The organism is Shewanella sp. 10N.286.48.B5 (assembly GCF_002874355.2).
Classification (GTDB): domain Bacteria; phylum Pseudomonadota; class Gammaproteobacteria; order Enterobacterales; family Shewanellaceae; genus Shewanella.
This window is the reverse complement of the sequence record NZ_MCVG02000001.1, coordinates 1,271,229-1,290,073: the sequence shown is the minus strand read 5'-3', so window position 1 is coordinate 1,290,073 and position 18,845 is coordinate 1,271,229. Positions and strand designations below refer to the sequence as shown.

At 42.5% G+C, this 18,845-nt stretch carries 13 protein-coding genes and 1 pseudogene; 9 read left to right on the top strand and 5 right to left on the bottom strand.

Translation table 11 applies throughout. The features are described 5' to 3' along the window. Positions 1 to 80 precede the first annotated feature (80 nt). Positions 81 to 2,528, top strand: a complete 2,448-nt coding sequence (gene fadE, locus BCU57_RS05570; RefSeq protein WP_102437172.1) for an acyl-CoA dehydrogenase FadE — start codon at positions 81 to 83, stop codon at positions 2,526 to 2,528. A 121-nt stretch (positions 2,529 to 2,649) separates the two neighbouring features. On the opposite strand, the gene BCU57_RS05565 is transcribed toward fadE, so the two are convergent. The 5 genes from BCU57_RS05565 to dapA all read right to left on the bottom strand — a co-directional run bounded on the left by BCU57_RS05565 (position 2,650) and on the right by dapA (position 9,612). After that, positions 2,650 to 2,985: a Fis family transcriptional regulator gene (locus tag BCU57_RS05565; protein ID WP_102437170.1), complete on the bottom strand. Its 336-nt coding sequence runs from the start codon at positions 2,983 to 2,985 to the stop codon at positions 2,650 to 2,652. 155 nt (positions 2,986 to 3,140) lie between these two features. Next, a complete protein-coding gene (locus BCU57_RS05560) occupies positions 3,141 to 6,233 on the bottom strand; it encodes an efflux RND transporter permease subunit (protein WP_102437168.1) in 3,093 nt (1,030 codons plus the stop codon). After that, a complete protein-coding gene (locus BCU57_RS05555; RefSeq protein ID WP_102437166.1) occupies positions 6,230 to 7,312 on the bottom strand; it encodes an efflux RND transporter periplasmic adaptor subunit in 1,083 nt (360 codons plus the stop codon). The genes BCU57_RS05560 and BCU57_RS05555 overlap by 4 nt, the downstream gene beginning before the upstream one ends. Before the next feature lie 311 nt (positions 7,313 to 7,623). Continuing rightward, the gene (gene bamC, locus BCU57_RS05550) at positions 7,624 to 8,724 is read right to left on the bottom strand and encodes an outer membrane protein assembly factor BamC (protein WP_102437164.1); all 1,101 of its coding nucleotides are present in this window, start codon (positions 8,722 to 8,724) and stop codon (positions 7,624 to 7,626) included. Next, positions 8,725 to 9,612, bottom strand: a complete 888-nt coding sequence (dapA, locus tag BCU57_RS05545) for a 4-hydroxy-tetrahydrodipicolinate synthase (protein WP_102437162.1) — start codon at positions 9,610 to 9,612, stop codon at positions 8,725 to 8,727. Between the two features lie 353 nt (positions 9,613 to 9,965). Here dapA and BCU57_RS05540 point away from each other — a divergent pair, with 353 nt between their 5' ends. From BCU57_RS05540 to BCU57_RS05505, 8 genes and pseudogenes are all read left to right on the top strand, one after another. Then, on the top strand, positions 9,966 to 10,493 hold the full coding sequence (locus BCU57_RS05540; RefSeq protein WP_102437160.1) for a glycine cleavage system protein R: 528 nt from the start codon (positions 9,966 to 9,968) through the stop codon (positions 10,491 to 10,493). A gap of 21 nt (positions 10,494 to 10,514) precedes the next feature. Further along, positions 10,515 to 10,850, top strand: a pseudogene (gene bcp / locus BCU57_RS05535) (thioredoxin-dependent thiol peroxidase); the annotation flags it as partial. 90 nt (positions 10,851 to 10,940) lie between these two features. Continuing rightward, positions 10,941 to 12,335: a tyrosine-type recombinase/integrase gene (locus tag BCU57_RS05530; protein WP_102437156.1), complete on the top strand. Its 1,395-nt coding sequence runs from the start codon at positions 10,941 to 10,943 to the stop codon at positions 12,333 to 12,335. Position 12,336: 1 nt separating this feature from the next. Then, positions 12,337 to 14,694 carry a hypothetical protein gene (locus BCU57_RS05525; protein WP_102437154.1) on the top strand — a complete coding sequence of 786 codons (2,358 nt, stop codon included), beginning with the start codon at positions 12,337 to 12,339 and terminating at the stop codon, positions 14,692 to 14,694. Positions 14,695 to 14,707: 13 nt separating this feature from the next. Continuing rightward, positions 14,708 to 16,909: a tyrosine-type recombinase/integrase gene (locus tag BCU57_RS05520; protein ID WP_102437152.1), complete on the top strand. Its 2,202-nt coding sequence runs from the start codon at positions 14,708 to 14,710 to the stop codon at positions 16,907 to 16,909. Continuing rightward, complete coding sequence (locus BCU57_RS05515) at positions 16,909 to 17,394, top strand: bacterioferritin comigratory protein (protein ID WP_102437150.1); 486 nt, start codon at positions 16,909 to 16,911, stop codon at positions 17,392 to 17,394. Before BCU57_RS05520 ends, BCU57_RS05515 begins: the two co-directional genes overlap by 1 nt. Before the next feature lie 146 nt (positions 17,395 to 17,540). Continuing rightward, positions 17,541 to 18,005 (top strand): thioredoxin-dependent thiol peroxidase, encoded by a 465-nt coding sequence (bcp, locus tag BCU57_RS05510; protein ID WP_102437148.1) that lies wholly within the window; start codon positions 17,541 to 17,543, stop codon positions 18,003 to 18,005. A gap of 39 nt (positions 18,006 to 18,044) precedes the next feature. Beyond that, on the top strand, positions 18,045 to 18,701 hold the full coding sequence (locus tag BCU57_RS05505; RefSeq protein ID WP_102437146.1) for a recombinase family protein: 657 nt from the start codon (positions 18,045 to 18,047) through the stop codon (positions 18,699 to 18,701). Positions 18,702 to 18,845: the final 144 nt, after the last annotated feature.

Below are 18,845 nucleotides of genomic sequence, written 5' to 3'. Positions count from 1 at the left end.
GTCAGACCACGGTCAGTTCTGTGAATAGGATCATTAATTTGTAGGTGTTTAAATATTAAACACTTTTAAGGAGAAAGACAGTGGAGACACTTATTTGGATCATCGCCATGATCGCGGTACTCGGCGCAGCAACTTACTTGCGGGTGTCGTTATTAACAGCAACAATTGCAGCAGCAGTTGTAATGTTAATTGGTAGTGTATTAGATATTGTTGGCAGTCTAGCTTGGGTTGTCTATATAGTTTTAGCATTACCTTTAAATGTTAAATCATTTCGTCAGAATTTCATCTCACGTCCACTGCTTAAAGTATATCAAGGCATCATGCCTGAAATGTCTACCACTGAAAAAGAAGCCATTGAAGCAGGTACAACCTGGTGGGAAGCTGACTTATTCGCTGGTAACCCTAACTGGAATAAATTACATAACTACCCTAAAGCGCGTTTAACTGCTGAAGAGCAAGCGTTTTTAGATGGCCCAGTTGAAACTGTGTGTAAAATGGTTAACCAACATCAGGTTTCACATGAGCTAGCTGACCTTCCACAAGAAGTTTGGCAATACTTAAAAGACGAAGGCTTCTTCGCCATGATCATCAAAAAGAAATACGGTGGTCTTGAATACTCAGCTTATGCTCAGTCACGTGTATTGCAAAAATTAGCTGGCGTGAGTAGTGAACTTGCATCAACGGTTGGGGTACCAAACTCTCTAGGCCCTGGTGAGTTACTGCAACACTATGGTACGACTGAACAACAAGATCATTATTTACCGCGTTTAGCTAAAGGTCTTGAAGTGCCTTGTTTTGCACTTACTAGCCCAGAAGCTGGTAGTGATGCTGGCGCGATCCCTGATTTTGGTATCGTCTGTAAAGGTGAATGGGAAGGCGAAGAAGTGTTAGGTATGAAACTAACATGGAACAAACGCTACATTACCTTAGCACCAGTGGCGACAGTATTAGGTTTGGCATTTAAATTACGCGACCCTGACAGCTTATTAGGTGATACCGAAGATTTAGGTATTACTTGTGCCCTTATCCCTACTGATATTCAAGGGGTTGAAACCGGTCGTCGTCACTTCCCATTGAACTGTATGTTCCAAAATGGTCCAACTCGTGGCAACGAAGTATTCGTGCCACTGAGCTTTATCATTGGTGGCCCTGAAATGGCCGGTCAAGGCTGGCGCATGCTAGTTGAATGTCTCTCTGTAGGCCGTGGTATTACCCTGCCGTCAAACTCTGCTGGTGGCGTTAAAACAGCTGCATTAGCTACAGGTGCTTACGCTCGAATTCGTCGTCAGTTCAAACTACCTATCGGTAAATTAGAAGGTATTGAAGAGCCAATGGCACGTATTGGCGGTAATGCTTACTTGATGGATGCTGTAAGTTCATTAACTACTGTGGGGATTGGTCTAGGTGAAAAGCCATCAGTTATCTCTGCCATCGTTAAATTCCATTTAACCGATAGAATGCAAAAGTGTGTTATCGACGCCATGGATATTCACGGCGGTAAAGGTGTATGTCTAGGTCCAAATAACTATTTGGGTCGTGGTTATCAAGCAGCGCCGATTGCAATTACCGTTGAAGGTGCCAACATTTTAACCCGTTCTATGATTATTTATGGACAAGGCGCTATTCGCTGTCATCCATATGTATTAGCTGAAATGGAATCTGCTTTTGATACCACATCGGGTCAAGGCTTAAGTAACTTCGATGCTGCCATCTTCGGTCATATTGGCTTTGCGATGTCTAATTTTGTAAGAAGTTTCTGGATGGGCGTTACTTCTAGCCGCTTCACCAAATCACCTTATAATGATAAAACGAAACGTTATTATCAGCAGATGAATCGTTTCAGTGCTAACTTAGCCCTGCTTTCGGATTTAGCGATGGCAACACTTGGCGGTAACCTTAAGCGTAAAGAACGTATTTCAGCACGCTTAGGTGATTTATTAAGTCAGCTATATTTAGCGTCTGCAACGCTTAAGCGTTATGAAGATGATGGTCGTTTAACTGAAGATTTACCGTTAGTTCAATGGGCTGTAGAAGATTCACTACATAAACTACAAACATCTTTAGATGACTTACTGGATAACTTCCCTATGGGTCTTGGCATTGCACTTCGCGCTGTTATCTTCCCATTTGGTCGCCCACTAAAACGTCCTAGCGATGTATTAGACCATAAAGTGTCTAAAATTATGCAAACGCCATGTGCCAGTCGTGACCGTTTAGGCCAAGGCCAATTCTGGACAGCTTCAGAGCACAATGCGGTAGGTATTCAAGAGCAAACTTTATTAGATATTTTAGCTTCAGAGCCTTTATACGACAAAGTCTGTAAAGCTGCCGGTAAACGCCTACCATTTATGTGGTTAGATAAAGTCGCTGCACAAGGTAAAGCCTTAGGTGTGTTAAGTGATACTGAAGTGGCCTTACTTGAAAGAGCTGAAATTGGTCGTATGAAGTCAATCAATGTTGATGACTTTGACCCTGAAGAGCTTGAAGCAAAGGTTGTTAGTGAAGCCAAGCAAGTTAAAGCGGCTTAACTCACTTTTTAAAGCTAAGTAAAATACCAAAAGGGAAAGCATTGCTTTCCCTTTTTTATTTGCTGTAAACCCAAGTTAAGCTGCGCTAATTACCCTAGTGTTAAGCAAAAATAATAATGACTTAAGTTAAACGCTTTGCCCAATTACCCTCATGTTGACTATCACATGCCGCTTCACTGTCTAATACAATCTGCCCAGCAGTTATCTCCACAGAAACAGCCTGTAAATAATGGCTTATCATCTGCACAATAAACGCATCTTGCTTGGCTAATTTGACCTTGGTTATTTGCGCCTCATTACTAAATACACAAATCACTTTTAACGATTTAGGAAAAGCGGTGTAGTTTACCGAATGCGTGAGCCATTGAAAGCCCTCACACTCTGACATTAATAAATCACACACCAGTGTTAACTGCTGACGAATTTGGTTATCACGTTTCTTGTCGGATTTTTTCATCGTTAACCTTCGATTAGCTGTGAATTATAGGGTTGTCACTGAGTTGTCACTATACAGACATAAAAAAGCCAGTTGTGACTATTCACAACTGGCTTTTTGAAGTGCTTAAGTCAACATAGCGTTTATAACAGCTAATTCACTTAAGCAGATTGTCACTAAGTCGTTAACTCTTGTTCTAGTTGCTTGGCAATCGCTTCAGGCGAGCTACTGTTTCGGGCAAAGATACTGTAAGCCACCGGGATCACTAACAAGGTGAAGAAGGTTGCTAACAAAATACCTGATAACACTACCACGCCAATCACAAAACGTGTTTCAGAGCCCGCACCACTTGATAGCACCAATGGAATAGCACCAGCTGCAGTGGTAATACCGGTCATGAGGATCGGTCTTAAACGTTGGGATGAGGCTTGAATGACTGCTTGTTCAAACTCAATGCCTTTGTCACGCAATTGGTTGGCAAATTCAACAATCAAAATACCATTTTTAGCCGCTAGCCCCACCAGCATAATAATACCAATTTGACTGTAAATATTGATACTTTGTCCGGTAAACCATAGGCCAATTAATGCGCCTAGCGTAGCCAGAGGTACTGTAAGCATAATCACCATAGGATGCACATAACTTTCAAATTGCGCCGCCAATACTAAGAACACAATACCTAACGCTAGGATAAACACAAAGTACATGGAGTTGCCTGAACTTTGATAATCCAGCGATTGCCCTTTATAACTAATCACCGCTTCAGCAGGCAAATAGGTATAGGATAAATCATTAAGATAATCTAACGCTTCACCTAGACTATAGCCATCAGCCAAGTTTGCTTCGATAGTGATCGCCCGCATGCGGTTATAGCGATTTAAAGAGCTGGCATCAGCATACTCTTCTACAGTGACAATATTCGATAGTGGCACTAACTCGCCGGTTCGATCAGATCTCACGTAGATATTTTCTAAATCCGTAGCAGTATTTTGATTTTCACGATTACCTTCAATGATCACATCATATTCTTCCCCTTCTCGCATGAAGGTCGTCACTAAACGTGAGCCCAGCATCGATTCTAAGGTTCTGCCCACATGTGATATTGACACCCCTAAATCAGCAGCCCTGTCTTTATCAATTGACACTCTAAGTTGAGGTTTGGTTTCTTTATAATCATGATCAAGCCCGGTTAACATCGGATTTTCTTTAGCTTTTTCCATGATGATGTCTCGCCATAAAGCTAACTCTTCATAACTTGGACCACCTAATACAAACTGCACAGGCTTACCGACACCACGGCCAAAGGCTTGACGCATAATGGGAAATGCCCTGACCCCTGCTAAGTCCGAAATTCGAGCGCGAATATCAGTAATAATTTCACTGGCAGGACGTCGCTCGGCCCAATCTTCTAAAACGATAATCGCCATGCCGTTTGAAAAGTTTGCTGAGCGACCAAAACCACGAGGAGCGCGGATCAATAAGCGTTTCACATCACCCGATTCAACTAATGGCATTAAACGGCCTTCAATTTCATCAATGTACTTTTCAATGTACTCAAAGCTTGCTCCTTCAGGGCCATTAACCACCAAAAACATTGAGCCTCTATCTTCGCGAGGGGCAAATTCCTGAGGTACTTGTTTAAGCAAGTAGCCACTTAACGCAAAAGCCACCACGACAATTACGCCGATAAGATAGGGCTTTTTAATCGCACTCACCAAATGCGATTGATAAATAGCAGATAACTTATCCATCACGTCATCAACTTTACGTACTAACCAAGTGCTTTCACCGGCGGGTTTAAGCAACTTAGAGCACATCATTGGGCTTAGGGTTAATGCGACTAAGCTTGAGAAAATCACTGCGGCGCTCATGGTAACTGCAAACTCTTTAAACAGCTTACCTAAATCACCTTCTAAAAACGTGATCGGCATAAACACGGCAATTAATACCAATGTTGTCGCAACTACCGCAAAAGCAACTTCACGGCCACCTAAATAGGCCGCTTTAAGCGGTGAGTCACCTTGCTCAATACGGCGATGAATATTTTCTAACATCACAATGGCATCATCAACCACCATACCAATGGCAAGGATCATCGCCAGCAAAGTCAGTAAGTTAATGGTATAACCTAATGAATATAAAACAATAAAAGTCCCCATTAACGACACTGGAACAGTCAACGCTGGAATTAACATCGCGCGCACACTGCCTAGGAACAGATAAATCACCACTATCACTAATAGCATCGCGATAAATAAGGTTTGGTACACCTCTTTAATTGACGCTTCAATGAATACTGAGCTGTCGTATGAGCGCTTAATCTCCATTCCTGCTGGTAATGTCGGATTAATAACATCGACTAACTCATTGGCAGCACGGGCGACTTCTAAGGTGTTTGAGGTTGATTGTTTAGATACCCCTAAGCCAATCATTGATTCAGTATTACCGCGGAACATTATCCGCTCTTCTTCTGAGCCAATTTGCACTTTAGCCACATCACCAAGCTTCACTAAATAGCCATCATCACCTTGGGTAATAACAAGGCTGGCAAAGTCTTCAGCGGTTCTAAAGCTTCTATCAACCCTGACAGTAAAATGGCGCTCTTTTGACTCAATAGAACCCGCCGGAAGCTCAACGTTTTCTGAGCGCAGCGCAGATTCCACATCCGCTACGGTCAGTTTACGCGCTGCTAAAGCTTGTCTGTCTATCCACACTCGCATGGCATAAACTTTACCGCCACCTAAACGGATGTTGGCAACACCGTCGACAACTGAAAATCGATCGACCAAATAGCGTCGGGCATAGTCTGTTAGCTGTAATGTGTTCATTTGATCAGACACTAAGTTAAGCCACATGATCACTTCATCACCACCATTGGACTTTTCTACTTCTGGTGGGTCTGCCTCTTCTGGTAAGTTATCCAGTAACCCTGAAATTCTATCTCGAACATCATTGGTCGCCGCTTCAATATCACGGTTGATATTAAACTCTAAGGTAATAGAAGAGCGTCCATCACGGCTACTTGAGGTAATTTGTTTGATCCCTTCAACGCCGCTAATCCTGTCTTCAATTAATTGGGTAATGCGACTTTCAACCACTGAAGCACTCGCGCCGCGATAATTGGTATCAATCGATACTACCGGTGGATCAATGTTGGGGTATTCTCTAAGAGGTAACTTATCAAATGACACCATGCCAAGAATAATAATTAAAATACTAATAACAGAAGCAAATACCGGCCTCTTTACGGAAATGTCAGTGAGGATCATGCCGCATTCTCCACATCAGCGACATTGGCAAAGTTAAACGCTTCTGCAGCCTGAGTGGTGACTTCATCTCCCGGTCTTACTTTTAATAACCCGCGGATAATGACCGATTGACCAATTCCGACACCATCAAGAATTTCAACCCAACCTCGATTACGAATGCCTATTATGACTTCTTTTCGCTCGACAATATTCTCTTCGTTAACTGTGTATACATAGTGTTTTGATTGAATAGGAATGATGGCAGATTCTGGTAATAATAAGGTTTCACGATTTTGTTTAATCAGTTTAACTTTCATCAACATGCCGGGTAATAACGCTGCATCGTCATTGGCAATAATAGCGCGAACTACCACAGCACGTGTTGTTGGGTTTACCCTTGTATCAATAGATGTGACCACACCTTTAAATATACGATCTGGATAAGCAATCGCTTTCGCTTCAACGGTTTTACCTAATTTGAGTTGTTGGATAAAACGCTCTGGCACTGAGAAATCAAGTTTAATTTTACTGACATCATCTAAGGTCGATATTTGGGTACCTGGTGACACTAAACTGCCGACACTGACAAGCTTTAGTCCCAAGCGACCACTAAATGGTGCATGAATGGCGCGATCACCCAAAGCAGCTTTAGCTTGCTCAAGCTCAGCGCGGGTCGTATCGATTAAGGTTTGTAATCTATCTCGCTCAAGTTCTGCTACCGTTTTACTGGTAACCAAACTACGAATTCTGTCGAGTTCACGTAAATTATCGCTGACTTTAAACTCAGCGGCTTTAACTTTGGCTAGCTGCTCGCGGTTACGTAATTGAACCAGCAAATCGCCTTTTTTAACCACATCTCCATCGTTAAATTTAATGTCTGCGATTTTCTCAGTGATTTTTGGTGTAATAGTAATAGACTCAAACGCTTTGTTGGTTCCTATTGCCTCAACCTCATCTCTTACTGGCAACATCGCCACTTTAGCAACAACAACGTTTGGGATAGGTTTAGCACGCACCTTGGCCTCTTCAGTAGGCTTCATAGATTGGTATGTAAACCAGCCTATCAGTAACGCAACGAGGAGAATTATTATTTTTTTCATCGGGATTCCATTCATCAAACTCAAAAACGATATGTTATGGGATTTAGCCAACCGCTAGTGTACTCAGCATCATACTGGTATCAAGGTGTTTTACCTTTTCTTACAATTAACAAACTTAGGAAACATTTGCGGAATATACGGGATCGGGGTTAACTAAGATCAATCTTAGCTTTTTAATTGGTAAACAATCGATATAGAAGGTTAAATGACTATTTTTACTGTTTTTAAAGCATAAAAAAAGAGACAGTAAATACTGTCTCTTTTTTTGATAGCCTAAAATACGAACAATTAGGTAATGTTAATTTAACGCATTATCGTACTTTACGATCTTCTTTCATTGCTTCGCTGACTACGCGATAGATTTCAGTAATCGTTTCATTTTCTAATGGCTCACCTGCGGCATCTTTAATAAAGATTTCAGTTTGATCTTTATCATCAGTTTCAACAAGCTCAATTCGATAGTTACCTTTTTCAAGTGATAACTTATCTTCGCCCCATAATGAACTCCAGAACCCGCCAGTTTCTTCCAAGACAATATAATACAAACCTTTGGCGCTGTTCATATCAACAATATCGAAACCTAGCTCAGGCAATACAATACGTAATCGATCCCAGGTTTTATTGAAATCAACTTCTGAAATGTAATAAGCGCCAGTGGTTTCTGTTTCAGCCACTAGATCAACGTTAATACCTTTACTTTGTTGAATACGGTCAGCTTTAATTTGCTTGTCACGTTTTAAGCTGATGTAAGCAATAGTGTTATTGAGCATATCAACGGTGTAACGGCGTTTATCTTCTGCCGTTAATAGCACTTGCTGATCATCACCATTGTAGCTTTCTTCATGCTCAATGAGATCAATACCCATGCTGCCTGAGCGACCATGAGGACTCACATCGACCTCATAACGGTAACGTTGACGCAGTAAATACACTTTGTCTTCACCGAACCAGCTTGTTTCTATGACGTCTTGCGTGTCTATCCAACCTGTTTCGATAAAACCTTCGTCATAATTTTCGTTTTCGATAGGTACTTCATGTTTTGCTAAGAAACCATGTAAATTATCAAAAACTTCTTGTTTTAGATCTTTTGTGGTCGTAATTGATTCGACAATAATTTTAATATTGTCACTGCCTTCTTCAATACGCGTACCTTCAGACATAGGCAAGACCAGTAAAGGAGGACGAATATCCAGACGTTTTCCAACTAAGTCTTTATCAACTTTGTTACCCACTTTAGGAATGTCGTATTCACGGCCATAAGTTGGCTCAGTCAAGCCTTCTGGAATAACTAATAGTGGGACTTCTTTGGCGTTAACATATTCATCATTGCCATTGGCAACGCGACGATCTGTCGGTGAACTACAAGCAGAAACTGCTGCTATAAGTAAAATTGGAGTGACTTGCTTCAACATTTATTGTGTTACCTCTATCTCGGCTTGTTTCATCGCTTCTAACAACTGACCATGAAACTGCTCAGAAAGTTCAGTTAAAGGTAAACGAATATGTCCTTGGCTAATTAAACCCATTTGATGCGCAGCCCATTTAACAGGGATTGGGTTAGCTTCGCAGAATAAATGCTCATATAAACCTTTCAGTGGTAGGTTTAGTTTTTCGGATAAAGCATGGTCACCTGCTAATGCTGCATCACACAGTTGTTTAAATGCTTTTGGAACAATATTATTAGCAACCGAAATAACACCATCACCGCCAAGTAATAAAAAGTCTCTCGCAGTGGCATCATCGCCGCTATAAAGTTTGAAATCCTGACCGCAAAGCTCGCGTAATCGAGCAACACGGGTTAAATCGCCAGTGGCTTCTTTAACACCGATAATATTTTCCACCGCTACTAATTCAGCCACGGTTTCAGGCAACATATCCACTGAAGTACGTCCAGGGACGTTATAAAGAATTTGAGGGATATCAGTACTTGCTGCAACAGCTTTATAATGTGCAATTAAGCCCTTAGGTGAAGGCTTATTGTAATAAGGCGTGACCCCAAGCATGGCAACAATGCCAGAATCAGCCATTGATTGGGTAAGTTCTATCGCTTCGGCAGTGGCGTTAGCGCCATTACCACCAATGACGGGTATACGACCTGCGGCAAATTTAACAGTTTGCGACACAACTTGTGCATGTTCTTTAATGGGTAAAGTAGCAGACTCACCTGTTGTACCGACTGCAACGATCGCATCAGTCCCCTGCTCTATATGAAACTCTACCAGTCTTTCAAGACTTTTATAATCTACTGTGCCATCACTATTCATAGGAGTGATTAAGGCAACGATGCTTCCGTTTATCATCTAAATTCCCCAAGGTTTCAGGATTCGCTATGTTACTGATGCCTACAACTAATGACAAGCATTAACGGGGGCTCTCAAATGCATTTTTACTAAAGCACAAATTTACATCGTCAGATGATTGTTTAATGGCTAAGCATATTTTTTATATCATGACGTTAGGTACTTTATTTCATTGAAATCAATCTTACACCTAAGTTGTTATGCCAAGAAGTAAATTTTTAATATGAATTAACTTTCATAGTGACATACTTATGTGGTTTTACATTAGTTATGGTAGCATTAGTGCCCGCAAAAAAACTTTGCGTTAGCTCGCTAGTTTACGCTCCATGATATCGAAAAAGTGAGGAAAATCCATGACCAACTATCTGGTCGTTACTGCTATGGGTGCTGATCGCCCTGGTTTAGTAAGTCGTCTAGCCCGTTTAGCAAGTGAATGTGACTGTGACATCGTCGATAGCCGTATGGCACTTTTTGGTAATGAATTTACCTTAATTATGATGATTTCAGGCTCTTGGGCAGCAATAACAAAGATAGAAACCCAGTTACCCAGCTTAAGTGTACAGCTTGAATTACTCATGGTAATGAAACGTACTTCCAAGCATACACCACAAAATTACGTGTCGCGTATCGAGGTCAATGTTAACGGTCAAGATCAACGTGGCACCATGAAGCGAATAACCGAATTCTTAGCGGATCGTTCCCTTGATCTTGCTGCGGTGCGCTCTCACGCTGACGACGATAATTTAACGCAGCATATTTTATTTACTATCAATGTGCCGGAAAAAATTGATCTTATAAAGCTTGAAAAAAGTATCCATGAACTGGCAAAAGAACTATCACTTGAGTGCTCTATCAATCATATGCAAAACAGTGACAAATAGAATATAAAATAAGGACATAAAATGAATACCTTAACCCTTGGTGATTTAGCACCACAATTTACCCTACAAAATCAATTTGACCAATCAGTCTCTCTCACTGAAGCTTTAAAAACCGGCCCTGTGTTAGTTTATTTTTACCCTAAAGCATCAACACCTGGTTGCACAGTGCAAGCTCAAGGCTTGCGTGATAGCAAAGACCAGTTAGCAAATCATAATGTCACAGTATTGGGTTTAAGCCCTGACCCAGTTGCTAAACTGCTTAAGTTCAATGACAAGCAAGAGTTAAACTTTGCCTTACTCAGTGATGAAGATCATGCCGTTGCTGATGCCTTTGGCGTGTGGGGCGAGAAGCAATTCACCCCTAGAAATTTTTTATGACAAAAACCCTTGACAATTTTTTATGACAATCTACCTTTGATATGTGGGTAACATATTGAGGGTTGTTTTGTGATAGAAAAGCATGACGAAAATGATGTTTATGAAGACTACCGATTGCTCTCCATAGAGGTAGATACATTAGCTAAACTGAGAATCTCACAGGTCATCGATACTGACTCTGGAGAAGTGACACACTCACCCTACCTTTCCCCATCCAAATTACAGTCTCGCATAAAGAAGACCGATATTATCGTTGCACCAGATGGGCGTGTTGTTTATCCACAATCTCTTTATCTTGTCTCAAAACTCAGCGGTGAAGGAAAAATTCAAGACACCAAATCAATGGCCAAAGGCTTATTGGCCTTTACTCGATATTTAGAGTCTACCCACCACCCTCAAGATGATGAAGGGGATGTGATACCACCTCAGTACCTAACTTATAAAACACTGACTAAACATGAAGAAGAAGGCGCACCTTGGCAATTTGCAGAGCATCTTTTAGCTAACTGTCGCTCTAGGAATGAGGCAACTGGTGATGAAGCGTACTCGCTTAACTCAGCAAGAAGCTATATGGGTGCTGTTATTGGGTTTTATAAGTGGATGCAGAGACACGGTTACCTCAAAAATAATGATGAGCATGTCCTGACACACTACACCGAGGTTGAGGTTAACGTAGGGGGCATCAACCAGCATGATATGCTTGCCCATACTAAGTCTGGCGCAAAGCGGGGCTATGAGATTTCAAACATCATGAAGATGTTCCCAAAAATCGATAAAACGCCTGCTCATCAAAAATTGAAGCCTATGACTCCCGAGCATAAAGAACGGTTCTCTCAACACATTCATACATTGCCAAAAGCTGCTTCCCTGATACTGAGACTATGTGAAGAGGCAGGACTTAGGATTGATGAAGCGACCCATTTCCCTGCTCGCGATATTGGGAATAAAGATTTTAGTGCATTAGATGTCGTGCCATTGAGCATTACACATACCAAGGGCAGTAAGCCACGAACGATTGAAATCCCTATCGCACTGCATGAGGAATTAGAGCAATTCAAGGAATGTAGTCAGCGACAAAAGAACCTAACTCGCCGAAAGGATCTGATTAATTCCAAAAAAGAACTGGATACCACTGAGTACCTTTTTCTTTCCAATAAAGGGCGGCCTTACACACTAAACACTCTAGAGGCGCATTTTAGCGAGCTGCGACAGTGCATCCGGGCAATAGAACCTACTTGGTACTATCGAATCCATGATCTTCGCTCAACTTATGCCACGCATTGGCTTTGGCGGGAATCTAGGGAGCGGCAGGTTGCTTATGAGTACCTAATGGACGAGTTAGCCTCGCTAATGGGACATGAAAGCACCGCAACGACGGAAAAGTACATTAAGTTCATGAATAAGTTTAATGAGCAGTTACGGGTTGCAAAGAGCAAAAACAACAAGATTAACAAGGGGTGCTAGCATGGCAAAAAGTCCACTCGCGAAGAACTCAAAAACGGTTAACCACGTCAGAAACAATAAGAATGTGGTTCCGTTGCACCTCAGCATCCCCTACAAGAACAGCAACAGCAGGAAGGCAACCGAGTTTGATATATCACTCCTGTTACACCTTGGCGCAGACAGTAATAATGTCAAAATCAACAGCCGTATCCCTTTTTTAAGGAGCTTTTGTAAAAAAACCAACCAGTATGTTGATTATGGCAGGTCGGCAGCAACCGTCTCGTCCTTATACGATGCATTAAGAGCCTTCATTGTCTTTAGTGACGCTGTAAACGTTGACCCCTTTTCTGAAGCTGGCTATTTAAAATATGCCGGGAATGATGGCGAACTGCGGCACCGGATGAAAATGTACCGCCCATCCAAAAGGCTATGGGAGATGAGCCACGGTGATGAACTGGGTATCCAAGAAAGTACAGCCTCTAATAAAACGTCAGCACTTCGCACCGCCCTTTCATGGTGTGGATTACCCGCTGACACATGGGCAACCCATCACAGAGGGTTTAGTGGCGAACAGACACCATATAAGGGTTACTCTGACGCTGAAGAAGAGGTGCTTGTTGCTCGGATTAGTGAGTTATTTTTCATCCTAGCCCCACAGCTCATTGCGGCAAAAAAACAAAACCTTGTCCTGCCTATCGAGCTGCCAGTCGTTATTGACTTAGGTGGCCACCAAGAAATCATTTCAATTAAAACGTCTCTCAAAGCCCAAACCCATGGGAAGAGTAAAACGGGCACATCCGTAAAATCTGCCGCTGCGTTTAACATGGCGATGGGGGCGGCTTATCACTTAATGTGCTTTTTTACCTCATTAAACGATGGCGACGTACAAAGCATCGCTCATCCAATCACGATTCATACTGATGAGCGGGATAAAAGCTTACAAGTGGTTAAGGTATCGAGCTTTAAGGCACGCGCAAATAAAGAGGTAGACGCTGTTCTTAGCAACCAAAGCTTCGATGTTGATAAACGCGATGGAGTTAAGTTTATTAAAACCCTTGAAACGCTTTCAGCACTCTACGGCGGTGGCGAAAAAGGCTCAGAGTTACTGTTTACGCTGAATAACCAAGGGGAGAAAAGTAGCACGTTCAATTTGATGGAAATAAATAAGCACCTGATGGTAGAGTTAAACGTACTCTCACCCACTCGTGCATCTTGCCTGCCATGGTTTAAGGAACTGTTTTACAGCTATCGAAACCAGCATATTATCGAGTTAAAAAAACAGACGAATACACTTGGCCGAACTGTCGTAAGCAAAGTCACTCGCCCGTGCTCAAAAACAAAATCCGTTCAGGGCGCAACAAATAGCGCCTACTGCATTTTATCGTGTTACACAGACTTACCCCTGAAGGGCATCTTACTGCCGCTGACTTATTCGGATAAAGACGCTGAGGGGAATATCAGTGTGTCGTTCAAATACCGCAATGGCGAGAGCCACCACTTCTCTGTTCCTGCTGCTGACAAGGCGTTAATCGAAGATATTGAACAATTCGCCACAGAGTTAGCCGATAAGCAACAATCTAAAAGAGCTGAGCGGTTGCTGCTCAAACGAGGTCATCAGAAGGAAGCCCCTAAAGACTGGGACGGAATAAGCCTTATCAGCGCTAATCTAATGACAACATGGTCAATTGAAACCAACGAATACTTCATATCGCTTCAATCAAGCCGCTGGCGAGAAATGACCAGTAACCAAGCGTACTCAGTGAGTGGCGCTGGCGGCGTTCAAAGCCTCCTGCAAAACCTTCTTCAAACCATTGATAAGCACTATGCAAATGGTGACCCAAGGCTCAACAGAGTCATCGTCTCACAGGCTCTACAAGTGATAGAGCTATTGGATGAAGACACGGGTTTAGAGCAAGCAAAAGAGATAGTGGCAGCCAAACTTGGCATCTCAATGCTGACGCATGATGAATGGAAAAAGAAGCAAGAGGAAGAAAGGGCAAAAACCAACCCCAATGGCATTCATTGCAATGGGCAACAAAACATTGCAGGTGGAAAAAACACCCAGCGTGAAACCAATAACGCCATGAAGCTACAACTATCTTGTGCTGAATACGACATGTGCCATAAATGCCAATCAGCCAAAGCCGTTGATGAGACTCAATCCATCTATAAACTTATCTCTTTTATTGATGTGCTGAAGGAGGCAGTAAACCTATACCCTAACGCGCAAGAGGAAGTCCATGAAAGAATCGCCGCTTTTGAGGTTACTCTCGATGGTGCCAGCAAGGATGTGTACGACGGTGCAATGGTATTATTTAACCAAAACGGGCGTCACCCTCGGGTATCTATGGATCACGCCATTTTAGCCCTACACCGTTAATTGGGAGCCAATCATGATAAAGTTACCTAAGTACAACATTGGCCAACAAGATGCCCTGTTAAGCGCACAAAATCACGTTGGAAGCTACACAAATTACTTGAAGGATGTGTTAGAACCTGCCATTAAATCGGGCGAGTGGGATGATTTTGAAGCGCTAGATATTGGTTTTAGCGTCACAGGTGAGTCACTGGGTAAAATTGGAGATAACAATGCTTGGCGTCAACTCCAATCGTTCTTTGAGCCTTATGCCACCAAAAAGGATACTCTAGATTTCTTTCTAAACGGAAAGGTGATGGAACGTAACCTAACAAACCAATTGAAGGCACTGGCATTGAGTATGATGTGGCTCTCGCCCAAAGATTATTCATTTATGAGCATTGCGCAAACTATCACTGGGTTAAAGAAAGTCGCCACCGCCCTACTGAATAAAGGCCACAATAGCTTTGAGTTATTAAGTTTTGAGCTGTTAGAGGCTTGGGTATTAGGTGATGTTACCGTTTTGGACTTCGAACGAGAACATACTTATGTAGCACTCAAGAAACTGTTCATAGAGGCAACACGACTACCGTTCAAGGTTAACCTGACCAAAGCGTTATCTGCCTCGGATTTTGGTTTAACCATTAACGAGCCAGTGCAGTACACGGTTATCCCGCAGCGGCTGTACTATTTGGGACTTCAACAATCAGAAGCATTAGTGAACGAGCTATACCCCATTCGTGACGAGCTGAGCAAACTATCTAATTACATAGCTGACTACAATGACAAAACCTACCAAGGGTATGCTAAATACCTTGTTAGCGATGAGGCACAGTTAAAAAATGACGGGCTTCGGTGGTATTTTTCTTCAGCAAATAAAGGTTCTAAGGAAAAGAATATAGCCTTTCAATCGGCTTTTCTCGCGCTCAATAACCCAACACAAGAATCAACCCTTGAACTACTCAACAAACACAAGCCTGCACTCCATTATGAATACGTCGACAAATTCCACCCTGAGCGAACATTGACGATTGGCAACAGGAAGATAACCGGACTTAGAGAGGCGCAATCATTATTTAAACAACTCAATGGTGGCTGCCTCTGGGCATTAATGTCCCGCACAGGTATGCGCGCTGATGAAACCTTTCACCTACATACCGCAAATGGGTGCACAACAGAAACCATATCAGGGCAAACCATTTACGTTATTCATGCAGACCTCTCAAAAACCGCCAAAGGCTCTCAGTCAAAGCAGGATGAGTTTGTCACCACAGAGGTCGGCAAAAAGGCTTACGAGATCCTGCAAGCGCTTCATTCGCCACTTAGACAGCGTCACCCCGATAGCCAAGCATTTTTCCACAAGACAAAAGAGGGCTGCGGTGCTACCAACAAAGATAACCTTACTAGACATACAAAGAAGTGGTTTGAAGGCGCACTAGGAAAGAAGCTAGCGCTAACCAATGACGATGTCATCGATTTGAAGATTTCCGACCCTAACCTTTCGTTTAATGTGGGGGATGACTATAACTTCTCAGGACATCAGCTGCGTCGCTCGTTTGCCTACTATCTTATCGGCTTCGAGCTTTGTGCGTTCCCCCAACTCAAGCAGCAGTTCAGCCATGTATCGATGGCGATGACACGCCATTACGCTAAGAATGCCAGTAAGTTCCAAAAAATCAGAAAGCAAAAACAAAGCTTGGCTCACGCCATTGATGAAGAAAGGATTGATCAAAAAGCGCAGGTGTACCTCAACATCTACAAGAAGCTAGCAAACAAAGAGCGTGTCGCTGGCGGCAAGGGCAAAGAGTTTGCCAAAAACATTATCAAGGCTGAGCGTAACCTTTTTAAAGATAAGGTCGATAACGACATGCTCTCGCTCAACTATTGGAAAAATCAAATCCGAGATCAAAAGCGCCACATCCACGCTGTCGCCCCTGGCGTTTACTGCACTTCAACAGGTTGTAGCCTACGTACACAAGTCAACCTATTAGAATGTGTAGACTGTAAGAACGACTATATTGTCGATGCCGTGTTTGCCGAAGCTAAGCGCAAGGAAGCCGAAATTCATATGCTATGGGACATTGAGCATGATGAATTAACGCCTCAAACAGCGTCAGAAGTGTATGTCAAAATCACGGCGGCTGAACGCATTATGAAAGACTTAGATATCAGCTATGAACCCGTTGTAATACCACAAGAAGTTCAAGACATGCTGATACCCTGCGGAGTGACTGCGTAATGACACAAACAACCAAGAATAAGCTCATAAATGCCCTAGAGCGACTGTTAGAGGGTAAGCCTGAAAACCGAGAGCTAAAGAAGAAAGCCCGAGAAGGTAAGCTAAAAATCAACAATAGTACCGTCGAGAAAGAAGCTGGACTTTCTGTTGGGGCATTGCGCAGGCACAAAGATGTTAAGGATATGGTGGAGAATAAGTCACTGGAATTTCGTGTAGCACAAGATGATTCAAGCCAGTCACCTATTGATGTTTTACAGGCGGAAGTGAAACAGCTAAAGCTCGACAAGACTCAAGCTAATAAGAAAAAAAAGGAGTACCTCGACATCGCTAGAAGCCATGAACAAGCACTAGCCAAACAAGCAGCAAGCCACATAAAAATGGTTAAGGAACTCATGGAGATGTTGCATGAAAGTGAGCGAGAGAAGGCAATGGATAAGGTCATCAAAGCAAGGCCAGACAACCTTATCAAAGGCGATTTTAGATAAAAGTATCCTGTTTAGTGTAATCACTAGACAGGACACTGAATTAACGTTAAAAATGTATACTCTAACGTAATATAAATGCACTAAATAGGACATAGCGAACAAAGCTACGCCACATACCATTAATTGAGAAAGTAAGGACAAAACCAATGGCAATCGAAGCCGGACAAACAGCACCAGATTTTACTTTAAATGACCAAGACAATAACCCAGTGAAGCTATCTGAGCTTCAAGGAAAGAAGGTCCTGCTCTACTTCTACCCACGAGCTTCAACACCAGGCTGCACAGTTCAGGCTCAAGGGTTGCGTGACACTAAAGCTGAGTTAGATGCTCACAACGTTGTTGTGTTAGGTCTAAGCCCCGACACCCCGAAAAAACTGACGAACTTTATCAACAAGCAAGAGCTGAACTTCACTCTGCTAGCCGATGAAGAGCACGAAGTGTGTGAGAAGTACGGTGTCTGGCAACTCAAAAAGTTCATGGGCCGTGAAAACATGGGCGTTGTAAGAACAAGCTTTCTGATTGATGAGTTTGGTAACCTTGAGCATGTGTTTAACAAGTTCAAAACCAAAGACCACCATGAAGTTGTATTGAACTACCTAAACAGCAAATAACCGTCCATGAGCAATTAACTCTTCAACTTGGGGGCAGGCATGATTGGCTACATTCGAATATCAGATCCACAAAGAGCCGATGGCGAATCACAAAGAGAAGCTATCAAGGCGTATGCCGCTAAACGTGGCATACAAATATCGGATTGGATAGAAGAACATGTGTCTGCCACCAAGACTGAACTTAGTGAGCGGAAGTTATCTTCCCTCATTACCTCTCAACAAAGCATCATTGTATCGGATATCACTCGGCTGGGTCGCCACAAGGTTATGGAGTTGGTCGGCGCTATCGGCCAGATAGCCTCATACGGTGAGCTGCATTTAGCATACAACGACATCATAATTAACTCTGAGAACGTTGATAATGCTGAAATCATTTTTACAGTTATTGGGCAGTCTTTTGCCAGCGCTGTAGAGGCTCAGAAACGATCTGAACGAGCCAAAGCAGGTCACGCTAAACGAAAGGCCAAAGGGCTATCATCTGGTCGTCAGAAGGGACAGAAGGTTAAGTCCAGGCTTGATGAGCATACGGCGTTTATATTGAACCTCCTCGACACCAAGGCCTCCAAAGCTGAAATCCTAAGAAAACTAAACGAACGCGGTGTTTCGATTACTAGAAGTAGATTTTATTCTTGGTTAGAAGACCGTGGACTTCATAATAAGAAGGCTGAATTCCAGACCGATATGTTCCAAACATAAAGCTAACTAACTTCAAGCCCCGCTAATCACTAACTCGTTTTTGGACAGAAATCATTTAGAGTACTCTGTCTACGTCGACTAATATTGATTAGAAAAAGTATCCGAAATTATCAAAGATCTATAATTAGTTTCACCCTCTTTATC

Excerpts from the sequence above, each read along its gene's own strand:
- BCU57_RS05565 (WP_102437170.1), bottom strand. The coding sequence starts at position 2,985 with ATGAAAAAATCCGACAAGAAACGTGATAACCAAATTCGTCAGCAGTTA.
- BCU57_RS05560 (WP_102437168.1), bottom strand. The coding sequence starts at position 6,233 with ATGATCCTCACTGACATTTCCGTAAAGAGGCCGGTATTTGCTTCTGTT.
- BCU57_RS05555 (WP_102437166.1), bottom strand. The coding sequence starts at position 7,312 with ATGAAAAAAATAATAATTCTCCTCGTTGCGTTACTGATAGGCTGGTTT.
- bamC (WP_102437164.1), bottom strand. The coding sequence starts at position 8,724 with ATGTTGAAGCAAGTCACTCCAATTTTACTTATAGCAGCAGTTTCTGCT.
- dapA (WP_102437162.1), bottom strand. The coding sequence starts at position 9,612 with ATGATAAACGGAAGCATCGTTGCCTTAATCACTCCTATGAATAGTGAT.
- BCU57_RS05540 (WP_102437160.1), top strand. The coding sequence starts at position 9,966 with ATGACCAACTATCTGGTCGTTACTGCTATGGGTGCTGATCGCCCTGGT.
- BCU57_RS05525 (WP_102437154.1), top strand. The coding sequence starts at position 12,337 with ATGGCAAAAAGTCCACTCGCGAAGAACTCAAAAACGGTTAACCACGTC.
- BCU57_RS05520 (WP_102437152.1), top strand. The coding sequence starts at position 14,708 with ATGATAAAGTTACCTAAGTACAACATTGGCCAACAAGATGCCCTGTTA.
- BCU57_RS05515 (WP_102437150.1), top strand. The coding sequence starts at position 16,909 with ATGACACAAACAACCAAGAATAAGCTCATAAATGCCCTAGAGCGACTG.
- bcp (WP_102437148.1), top strand. The coding sequence starts at position 17,541 with ATGGCAATCGAAGCCGGACAAACAGCACCAGATTTTACTTTAAATGAC.
- BCU57_RS05505 (WP_102437146.1), top strand. The coding sequence starts at position 18,045 with ATGATTGGCTACATTCGAATATCAGATCCACAAAGAGCCGATGGCGAA.